Consider the following 10,423-nt stretch of genomic DNA (forward strand, 5'->3'; position numbering starts at 1 on the left):
GCGCCGACCGGCCCCGCACACGGTGGCCCGCGGCCGGCGCCCGGCGGCGCCTGCCGCACCCCGGCGGCACGGCCGCTCCGTCCAGGGAACGGCCAGTTCCGCGTCAGCGTTCCGCTCTCCACCGAACGATCACCATGACGTTACCGAAGAGAAACGTGGAGAGACACATCGCCGCAGCTCAGAGCCGTGGTCCAACCGACCTGTTCCGGCCATGCGGGGAGGCTCGGTCAGGTCGCGGACCGAGGGGTCGAGACCGCTTTCGCGCCATCCTCGGTGACCCTGGTCGCCCCGAAATAATCCGGAGTATCGATCTTGTCGAAGCGGATCACCGCGCCGCGACGGGGAGCGTTGATCATATAACCGCCCCCCACATAGATGCCGACATGCCGGATGGCACGGGAATTGGTGAGATCGTCGGAGAAGAAGACGAGATCACCGGGGAGCAGTTCGTCCCGCGAGGGATGCGGTCCGGCGTTGTACTGGTCATTGGCCACGCGCGGCAGCTCGATGTCCACGGTGCGGTACGCGGCCTGGGTCAGCCCGGAGCAGTCGAAGCGTCCGCCGTGCTCAGGGGTGCCGTTGCCGCCCCAGAGATACAGCGTGCCGAGTTGCTTCTGCGCGAAGGCGATCGCCCCGGCGGCCTGCCGCGAGGGATCGACCCGCCCGACCGGCCGGGCGAAGCTCTTCTCCAGGCTGCGGATGATCTTCACATAGTGCTGGGTCTCCCGGTACGGGGGAACACCGCCGTACTTGATCACCGCATAGGCGCCCGCGTTGTAGGCGGCGAGCATGTTGTTGGTGGGGTCCCCGGGGACCTTCTTCACATATTTGGCCAGTGAGCAGTCGTACGAGGCGGCCGACGGAATCGCGTCATTCGGATCCCATACGTCCCGGTCCCCGTCCTTGTCCCCGTCCACCCCGTGTGTCGCCCAGGTGCCGGGGATGAACTGCGCGATGCCCTGCGCGGCCGCGTGGGAGCGCGCGGTGGGGTTCCAGCCGCTCTCCTGGTGGAGCTGCGCGGCGAGCAGCGCGGGGTTGATGGCGGGACAGAGATTGCCCCACTTCTGCACCAGCGCCTGATAGCGGGCGGGCACGGCGCCCTTGGCGAGGCCGATGGAGCCGTTGCGGCTGTCGGCGCCGCCGAAGAATCCGGAGGCGGCCGTGTAGGTCCCGACGACGAGCAGCGCGATGAACGCCAGGCACAGCCCGACGGCCCCACCCGCGATCAGCCACGTCCTGCGCACCGTCAACCACCCTTCACACCAGGGGAGTACACCCTGCGCCAGTGTAGGCGGGCGGATCCCGATTCAGCAGTGGGACTCATCAGCACCCGGAACCGCCCGGCGGGACGGGGGCGCGGGGCCAGGGGTCACGCGTCGCGCCGCCCCGGACGGGACCGGGTCACGCCTTGCGCCCCACGCCCCCGAACATCGCCACCGCCTCCGGCTCCGGCTCCCCGTCCGCACCGCCCCGCACGGGCTGCCAGCGGTTGCAGGAGACAACGCCCGGCCCCACCGGCTCCAGTCCCCCGAAGTACCGCTCGATCTGCGCGGGGGTGCGCTGGGTGAGCCGGGGTGTGCCGTGCTCGTTCCAGAAGGCGACGGCCTCGTCGATCCAGGGCATCGTCGGAAGGGTGACGGTGTGTGAGAGCACCAGATGACTGCCGGACGGCAGTGCGTCCATCAGCCGGCGCACGACGTCGTACGACTCCTCGTGGTCCTCGATGAAGATGACGACACCGAGCAGCATCAGGGCGACGGGCTCGGAGAAATCGAGCGTGCCCGCCGCCCGCTCCAGGATGGCGTCCACATCGCGCACATCGGCGTCGAGATAATCGGTACTGCCCTCGGGCGTGCTGGTGAGCAGCGCCCGGGCGTGACTGAGGACGAGCGGGTCGTTGTCGACGTACACCACCCGCGCGCCGGGCACCGCCCGCTGAGCCACCTCATGCGTGTTGTCGGCGGTGGGCAGGCCGGTGCCGATGTCGAGGAACTGCCGGACCCCGGCGGTGGTGACCAGATGGTGCACGGCGCGCCCGAGGAAGAGCCGGTCGGCACGGGCGTAATCACCGATACCGGGATGGATGTCCCGGATCCGGTCACCGGCCTCGCGGTCGACGGGGTAGTTGTCCTTGCCGCCGAGCCAGTAGTTCCAGATCCGCGCGGTATGCGGGCGGGTGGTGTCGATCCTGTTGCGTATGTCGCCTGTCTCGGCTGTCTCCATGGCCTCGGTCACGCACACACGGTAGCGACATCCGTACCCGCCGGAGGGGCGGTTGACGAGGTTCGCCCCGCCCTCCGGCCCCGGGCCCGGGCGCGACCTCCCGGCAACTCCCCCGCCCGTCCGCCCGCCTCCCCCTGACACCGGAACACACTCCGGGTACAGAACGTGCGTTCGCCACCCCAATCCGGACACCGGCCGCCCGAAACGTGAGGAGCGCCCCAAAGGTGGAACAACGACAGTCATTGCCCGGAGTCACGCTCCGTGATACACAGAGTGACGGTACGGGCCACTCAAGGCACCCGGCTCCACTTCTTCGCAGGTCAGGGCGGTGAGATCGGTCATACGTGCGGAGATCGGGTAAAGAGACCAGCGAAGTCGGCGCACATGGGCGGTTTCATCAGCGAAGATAGGGCCATGACCCGTGCCGGAGGGCAAGGGCAGCTAACAACCCGACAGGGGCGGTGAGTTACAGATGATCCTGGCAGCCAAAGAGGGCGACATCACCACCATCATTGGCGGTATCGCTCCCAATTGGGGGCCTTTCGGAGACCTGGGAGGTGAAGCCCGGGTGATGATCGAGGTGGTGATGGCCGTGGCCATCCTGCTCTGCCTCGGCATCGCCATCTGGGGTGCGGCCAAGCAGCGCATCGGCGCGACGGCCCTGCGCGACACCTTCAGCGCCGAACAGGGCAAGGGCCTCATCGTCGCCGGGCTGACCGGGGTCTTCATCATCGGATCCCTCGGCACCGTCTTCACCATCGTGTACGGGATGGCCGTCTGACCTCACCCACCCCGTCCGCCCGCCTCCCGCCCCGACGGCTCCCTCCGTCCCCGCGTGCCCGGCCCACCCTCAGAGGTTGCGTCTTCCTGATGTCGAGTCACCACACCGCGCGCGCGCGGAAAGCAACACGACTACCGTCGTCGTACAACACCACGACGCACGGCACGGAGCCGGACGCCACGGATCAGCACCTGGTTGAGGGAGGGCGTCTCCCCCAGCGGAGCGAGGGGATGCACGCGAGATGAGCCTCGGGGACGAACACGGTTACCCCGGCGACCCGGGCCGCCGGGCCGACGACGGTTTCGGCGGCACGGGCCAGACCCGTACCCGGCTGCCCGGCTCCGCCGACACCGACGGCTTCGGCGGCCCACCGCGCCGCCCGGCCCGCGGCTCCCGCTCGATGATCACGGTGGCCGGGATCGTCGTGCTGCTCATCGCGGCCATCGCCTTCGCCAACCGCGGCGGCGGCAGCGACGACGGCACGGACGGCTCCGCGAAGCCCCGCGCCGCAGACCCCACCGCGGCGACCGGCGTACAGCCGGTCAAGGGCACGACGGACGGCATCCCGACCGGCTACCCGCGCACGGAACAGGGGGCCCAGAGCGCGGCCTCCAATTTCGCCGTCGCCCTCGGATCCACCGGCATGTTCAACACCGAGAGCCGCCACCGGATCGTGGACACCGTCTACACCAAGGCGGCGGCCGGCCGCCTGAAGGGCCCTCAGGACGAGGCGTACTCGTCCGATCTCCTGGCGAAGATGGGTCTGGACGCGAACGGCAACGCCCCCAAGGGCAGCACCTTCGTCTCCCGCACCGTCCCCGTCGGCACCAAGGTCGAGAAGTTCACGGCCGACAGCGCCAGGGTCTCGGTCTGGTACACCGGACTCATCGGCATGTCCGGGCCGGAATCCCTCGACCCGGTCCGCACCACCTGGAAGACCTGGACATTCGACCTGAGCTGGACCGCGGGCGACTGGCGGATCGCCACCGACTCCGAGCGCGAGGGCCCCGCCCCCGTACCGGGGGACGTCGCCGCGTCCACCTCCGATGAGATCAGCAAGGCCGTCGCCGAATTCGGAGGGTTCACATATGCCCGGTAGCCCCCGCCCCCGGCTCGTCGGACCCCGCCGGCCGAGCGACCGCACTGCTCCCGCCCCCGGCAGCCGCACGCGCGCACCCCTCGCCACCGGAAGCCCGCGCGGCCGGCGGACCACCGCGGTCCTCACCCTGCTCGCCGGAGTCCAGGCATCCCTCTTCCTCTTCGCGGCACGGGCCGCCGCCGCGCCCACCCCCACGCCGACCCCGACTCCGAGCCCCTCCGCCACCGGCGAGGACAAATGCCGCTACCTGAGCGGCAACTCCAAGCGCTACTGCGAACAAGGCGAGGGCGGCGGGTCGAGTTCGGCCAACACCCCCGACCCCACCGACGCCGCCGACCCCCTCGGCGCCCTCGGCCGGGCCTGCGCCGACGCCGCCGCGTGGACCGTGGAGAATCTCTCCAAGGCCGTGAAGTCGACCGCCACCGTCGACTTCACCAACACGACCTTCCTCTCCCAGTACGCCATCGTCTTCGCCGCCGCCACCATCCTCACCCTCGTCCTCTGGCTCCTCGCGGTCGCCAAGCGCGCCATCCGCGGCGTCCCCCTGATGACCGCCGTCACCGAGGCCATCGGCTTCCTCTGGCTGACCGTCCTCGCCTCCGCCTTCACCCCGCTGATCCTCTTCACCCTCGTCTCCGCCACCGACGGGGTCACCGAAGTCGTCGCCGGCGGCACCAGCAAACAGACCGACATGTTCTTCGGAACCTTCTCCGCCACCCTGGAGAAGGGCACCGACGTCGGCGGCGGGCCGATCATGCTGATCGTCATCTCGCTCGTCACGATCCTCGCCGCCGGAGTGCTCTATCTGGAGCTCTTCATCCGCGCCGTACTGCTCTACGTCGGCGCGCTCCTCGGCGTCATCGTCTACGCCGGACTCGTCGACAAGAACATGTGGGGCCACGTCCGCCGCTGGGCCGGGCTGATGATCGCGATCATCCTCGTCAAACCGGTCATCGTGATCGTGCTCGGCCTCGCCGGCGCGCTCTCCGCCGAGGACGGCCCCGACTCCGTCTCCGCGATCGTCTCCGGACTCGCCATCATCATCCTGGCCATCGTCGCCTCCGGAATGATCTACCGCTTCGTCCCCGGCTTCGGCGACGACATCATCGCCTCCCGCAACAACCGCCTCCAGGGCGGCGTCGAGAACCGCGCCGCGGCCGTGATGAGCTCCCCCGCCGCCCTGGTCTCCCAGGGCATCAAGACCCACAGCACCCGCAGCTCCGACGGCGGCGGAAGCGGAAGCTCCGGCAGCGCGCCCCGCCCGGCCAACCCGGTCAGCGGAGGCGTCGCCGCCCACAGCAGCCGGCCCACCGGCGCCGCCCCGTCCGGCGGCGGCACCGCACCCCCGCCCCGCAGCAGCCCCACCACCGGCACCCCGCACGGCACCCGCAACACCAACAGCACAGGAGGAGGAGGGCGTTGACGACCCACTCCCACCCCATCACGCCCCGCCGCACCTATCTCATCGGCCGCGCCCGGCCGAATGCGATCATCGGCAAGAACCGCGAGACCGGCGAGATCGCCCTGATCATCGCCGGCGCGTTCCTCGGCATGATGAGCGGGCTGCTCGTCCCCGTCCTCACCCTGCGCATCGTGCTGCTGACCGGGTTCCCCATGCTCGCGCTGGCCGCCGTCTACGTCCCGTACAAGCACCGCACCTTCTACCGGTGGTTCGAGATCAACCGCAGCTTCAAGCGCAGTGTGCGCAAAGGCAACACCTACCGCTCCGCCGCCCCCGAGGCCGGCATCGCCATCGACGGCCGCGAGGTCGAGGTCGGCCCGCCCCCCGGCATCGGCCGGATCAACTGGCTCGCCGCCCCCTTCGGCCCCGACGAGATCGCCGTACTCCTCCACGCGGACCGCCGCACCGTCACCGCCGCCATCGAGATCGAGGGCCCCGGCGTCGGACTGCGCGACAGCGAGGACCAGGAGGCCCTCGTCGACCGCTTCGGCACCCTCCTCAAGCACGTGGCCAACGGCGACGGCTTCGTGACCCGCATTCAGATGCTCGCCCGCACCCTCCCCGCCGACCCGGACGCCCATGCCAAGGACGTCGCCCAGCGCGGGGACACCCACTCCCCGGCCTGGCTGCGCGACTCCTACGACCAGCTCCAGTCCATGGTCTCCACCTCCAGCGAGCAGCACCGCGCCTACCTCGTCGCCTGCATGCACTACACCCGCGAGCTCGCCGCCGAGGCCCAGGCCATGGCCCGCGCCGCCCGCACCGCCACCAAGAGCCGCAGGCTCGACAAGGACGCCGGACTCGCCGTGGTCATGGCCCGCGAACTGACCGACATCTGCGCCCGGCTCGCCGAGGCCGACATCCGGGTGCGCCAGCCCCTCGGCCAGGGCCGCCTCGCCTCCCTCGTCCACTCCATGTACGACCCCGACCACCCCATCGACCACATCCAGGCCATGACCAAGCGGAACGCCTGGCCCGCCGAGCTCGACGCCATGGAGCCCACCTACCTCCAGGCCAAGACCCGCGAATCCTCCACCCGCGCGCCCTGGTGCCACGCCACCGCCTGGGTGAAGGAGTGGCCGATGACCCCGGTCGGCGTCAACTTCCTGGCCCCGCTCCTCGTGCACACCCCCGATGTGATCCGTACGGTCGCGGTCACCATGGACCTCGAACCGACCGAGGTCGCCATCGAGCGCATGCTCACCGAGAAGACCAACGACGAGGCCGACGCCAGCCGGGCGGCCAAGATGAACCGCACCGTCGACCCCCGCGACATCGCCGCGCACGGACGGCTCGACCAGCGGGGTGAAGATCTCGCCAGCGGTGCGGCGGGAGTCAATCTCGTCGGGTACATCACCGTGTCGTCGCGTTCGCCGGAAGCCCTGGCCAGGGACAAACGCACCATCAGAGCCTCGGCCGGCAAGTCGTATCTCAAGCTGGAATGGTGCGACCGCGAGCACCACCGGGCCTTTGTGAACACCTTGCCGTTCGCGACCGGCATCCGCCGCTAGACGTCGTTAGGGGCCCTTCCTGATGCGAGACCCGCTCTCCGTCCTCACCGACGCCTTCACCTCCTTCGTCTTCGGCAAGGTCGAGACAACCCGGCTCCCCGTCCGCACCTCCACCGGACAGGCGCAGGCGGTCTATCTGCCGACCGCGGCCCCCGGCCTCGGCGACTCGGGCGTGATCATCGGCCGTGAGGTCTACAGCGGAAAGGGCTATATCTACGACCCGTTCCAGCTGTACGGCCAGCAGCTGCCCGCCCCGCACTGGCTGGTGCTCGGCGAATCCGGAAACGGCAAGTCGGCGTTGGAGAAGACCTACGTCCTGCGCCAGCTCCGCTTCCGCGACCGCCAGGTCGTCGTACTCGACGCCCAGGGCGAGGACGGCGTCGGCGAATGGAACCTGATCGCGCAGGAGCTGGGGATAACCCCCATCCGGCTCGACCCGATGACCGCGCTCGACGCCGGCATCCGGCTCAACCCGCTCGACCCCGCGATCACCACCACCGGCCAGCTCGCCCTGCTCCGCACCATCATCGAGGTGGCGCTGGGCCACGGCCTCGACGAGCGCGCCGGCTTCGCGCTCAAGGTCGCCCACGCCTACGTCAATGAGACGATCACCGAACGCCAGCCCGTCCTCACCGACATCGTCGAACAGCTCCGCCACCCGGAAGCGGAATCCGCGGAAGCGATGAATGTCGACATAGACGATGTACGGGCCTGGGGTCTCGACGTCGCCCTGGTGCTGGACCGGCTGGTCGACGGCGACCTGCGCGGCATGTTCGACGGCCCAACCACGGTGGGCATCGACCTCGACGCGCCCCTGATCGTCTTCGACCTCTCCCACATCGACCGCAACTCGATCGCGATGCCGATCCTGATGGCGATCGTCGGGGTCTGGCTGGAGCACACATGGATCCGCCCCGACCGGAAGAAACGCATCTTCCTGGTCGAGGAGGCATGGCACATCATCAACTCCCCCTTCGTCGCGCAGCTCTTCCAGCGGCTGCTGAAGTTCGGCCGCCGGCTCGGCCTCTCCTTCGTCGCCGTGGTCCACCATCTCTCCGATGTGGTCGACGGAGCGGCGGCCCGGGAGGCCGCCGCGATTCTGAAGATGGCCTCCACCCGGACCATCTACGCCCAGAAGGCGGACGAGGCCAGAGCCACCGGGCGGGTGCTCGGCCTGCCCCGCTGGGCGGTCGAGATCATCCCCACCCTGACCCCCGGTATCGCCGTCTGGGACGTCAACGGAAATGTCCAGGTCGTCAAACACCTGATCACCGAGGCGGAACGACCACTGGTCTTCACCGACCGGGCCATGACCGAATCCTCCGGAGCGACGCTCCAGGAGGACATGGAGGCCGCGGAGTGGGAGATGGAACAGCGGGCGGCACTGATCGAGCAGCAGCAATTCGGCGCCTCGGCCGAGTCCTCCGAGTCGACGGTGGCATGACGTGCGGGAGCCCCACCGGCGCGGACAGCAGTGGCAGCGGCAGCGGTACGGACCCGAGGTCCATCACCGCCGCCGCGAGGGCACCGGCGGCGGCGTGCCCGACGGTCTGCTCCTCGGCCTGGTCGGGCTCGGCATCTTCTCCCTGCTGGTGGTCTGGACGGCGACCGGCCTCGCCGGCCTGCTCTCCCACGGCTCCTGGCCGTCGGAGGTCACCTTCAAGAACACCCCGGGTGCCGTACGCTCCCTGATCTCGTCCCCCCAGGACATCCCCGCCGCCTGGCCGTCCACCCCGCGCGGGGAACTCTCCGGGTACGGGCTGTTCTGGGGCCTCGCGATCAGCGAGCTGATGATCCTCCTGGTGGTGGCGGTCTTCCTGCTGGGCACACTGGCCCGCTGGCGCACGCTCCGCGAGACCCGCCGCGAGGAGCGCCATGAAGCCGCACGGAATGCCGAGACCGCGGAGCCGGAGGTACGGGAGGAGGCGAACGCCCCCGACCTCACCAAGAGCACCCCGGCGCCCGCCGCGGATACGGCCGTCCCGGCCACCCAGCCGACCCCCGCACCCGCACCCGCACCCGCACCCGCACCCGCACCCGCACCCGCACCCGCTGGGAACGAGCCGCCGCCCGTCCCCTTCGTCTCCCCGGTCCCGGCACCGCGCACCCAGCGGCTGATCTACGGCGGCCCGGCGACCCGTCGCCCGGCCACCATCCAGGCGGTTCTCGACGCCGAGGGCTCCGCCCTGGTCGTCACCTCCGACCCCACGGTCTGGTCCGAGACCAAGGACGCGCGGGCCAAGCTCGGCCCCGTCCTCCTCTACGACCCCGGCCATCTCTGCGACACCCCGTCCCGTCTGCACTGGTCCCCCACGGCCCGCTGCGAGGACGCGGACACCGCCGCCGCCCGCGCGGGCGCGCTGCTGGCTCCGGTCCGCCCGCGCGCACTGCTGGACGCCGCGATGGCCGACACCGCCGAGACTCTGCTGCGCTGCTGGCTTCATGCGGCGGCCGTGGACAACCGGCCTTTCAAGCAGGTCCAGCGCTGGGCGCAGGGCGGCGGAGCCCAGGACGCCGTGCGGATCCTGCGTACGCATCCCAAGGCGGCGAGCGGTCTCGCCGGCCTGCTGGAATCCGCGCTGACCGCCCACCCCGAACGCCGTGAGATCGCGCAACAGCTCGTGGCCCGGGCCCTTGGGGCGCTCTCCTCGGTCCATATCCGTGACGCTTGCACCCCCAACCGAACCGATTCGCTCTCGTTGGAATCATTCGCGGACGAAGGGGGAACCCTTTATCTGGTGGGTGAGTCCATCGAGGACCCGAAATCCCGCCCCGGAGCTATGCCACTGCTCACCGCACTGGCAGCAGACGTGGTCGAGCTCGGCCGCCGCATGGCCGTACGGTCATCCGCCGGCCGGCTCGACCCACCAATGACACTCGTCCTGGACGATGTCGCCGCGGTGGCCCCGCTGCCCCGCCTCCCCGAGCTCCTGACGGCCGGCCAGGACCGCGATCTGCCCACCCTGGTCCTTCTCCGCTCCGCCGAACAGGCCCGCGCCCGCTGGCCGGAGCCCCTGCCCCAGTAGCCCGGCCGAGGACAGCCGGGGAGCGGTGAAGAGCCCGGACCGAAGCACTCCAGCACCCCTCCCGCAGGGCGACAGCAGCGCTCCAGGAGCCGTGCGTGCCCGCACAGCCTCCCCGCCAGGTGGGGTTCTGTTGGTTGCTTTATGGGTCGTGAACGCAAAAAAGCCTCGTCCCCCGGACAATGTCCGGGGGACGAGGCACAAAAATTGTTCGGCGGCGTCCTACTCTCCCACAGGGTCCCCCCTGCAGTACCATCGGCGCTGAAAGGCTTAGCTTCCGGGTTCGGAATGTAACCGGGCGTTTCCCTAACGCTATAACCACCG

The 10,423-nt window shown here is 70.1% G+C and carries 8 protein-coding genes and 1 rRNA gene; 6 read left to right on the plus strand and 3 right to left on the minus strand.

What is annotated here, in order from left to right; translation table 11 throughout:
• Positions 1 to 227 precede the first annotated feature (227 nt).
• Both AAFN69_RS32020 and AAFN69_RS32025 read right to left on the minus strand, forming a co-directional pair.
• Positions 228 to 1,244, minus strand: coding sequence for a bifunctional lytic transglycosylase/C40 family peptidase (locus AAFN69_RS32020; protein WP_347732404.1), 1,017 nt, complete (start codon positions 1,242 to 1,244; stop codon positions 228 to 230).
• A 157-nt stretch (positions 1,245 to 1,401) separates the two neighbouring features.
• Positions 1,402 to 2,223 (minus strand): SAM-dependent methyltransferase, encoded by an 822-nt coding sequence (locus AAFN69_RS32025; protein WP_347732413.1) that lies wholly within the window; start codon positions 2,221 to 2,223, stop codon positions 1,402 to 1,404.
• A gap of 472 nt (positions 2,224 to 2,695) precedes the next feature.
• Here AAFN69_RS32025 and AAFN69_RS32030 point away from each other — a divergent pair, with 472 nt between their 5' ends.
• The 6 genes from AAFN69_RS32030 (at position 2,696) to AAFN69_RS32055 (ending at position 10,102) form a co-directional block, all read left to right on the plus strand.
• On the plus strand, positions 2,696 to 3,004 hold the full coding sequence (locus AAFN69_RS32030; RefSeq protein WP_347732405.1) for a hypothetical protein: 309 nt from the start codon (positions 2,696 to 2,698) through the stop codon (positions 3,002 to 3,004).
• Positions 3,005 to 3,245: 241 nt separating this feature from the next.
• Positions 3,246 to 4,103 (plus strand): hypothetical protein, encoded by an 858-nt coding sequence (locus AAFN69_RS32035; protein WP_347732406.1) that lies wholly within the window; start codon positions 3,246 to 3,248, stop codon positions 4,101 to 4,103.
• Entirely contained in the window at positions 4,093 to 5,526 is a 1,434-nt protein-coding gene (locus tag AAFN69_RS32040; RefSeq protein ID WP_347732407.1) for a hypothetical protein, read from the plus strand. The genes AAFN69_RS32035 and AAFN69_RS32040 overlap by 11 nt, the downstream gene beginning before the upstream one ends.
• Positions 5,523 to 7,076 carry an SCO6880 family protein gene (locus AAFN69_RS32045; protein WP_347732408.1) on the plus strand — a complete coding sequence of 518 codons (1,554 nt, stop codon included), beginning with the start codon at positions 5,523 to 5,525 and terminating at the stop codon, positions 7,074 to 7,076. The genes AAFN69_RS32040 and AAFN69_RS32045 overlap by 4 nt, the downstream gene beginning before the upstream one ends.
• A gap of 22 nt (positions 7,077 to 7,098) precedes the next feature.
• On the plus strand, positions 7,099 to 8,520 hold the full coding sequence (locus AAFN69_RS32050; protein ID WP_347732409.1) for an ATP-binding protein: 1,422 nt from the start codon (positions 7,099 to 7,101) through the stop codon (positions 8,518 to 8,520).
• A gap of 94 nt (positions 8,521 to 8,614) precedes the next feature.
• A complete protein-coding gene (locus AAFN69_RS32055) occupies positions 8,615 to 10,102 on the plus strand; it encodes a type VI secretion protein (RefSeq protein WP_347732414.1) in 1,488 nt (495 codons plus the stop codon).
• A 206-nt stretch (positions 10,103 to 10,308) separates the two neighbouring features.
• On the opposite strand, the gene rrf is transcribed toward AAFN69_RS32055, so the two are convergent.
• Positions 10,309 to 10,423: ribosomal RNA gene (rrf, locus tag AAFN69_RS32060) — 5S ribosomal RNA — on the minus strand; the annotation flags it as partial.

This window comes from Streptomyces sp. CAU 1734 (assembly GCF_039888735.1).
Lineage (GTDB): Bacteria > Actinomycetota > Actinomycetes > Streptomycetales > Streptomycetaceae > Streptomyces.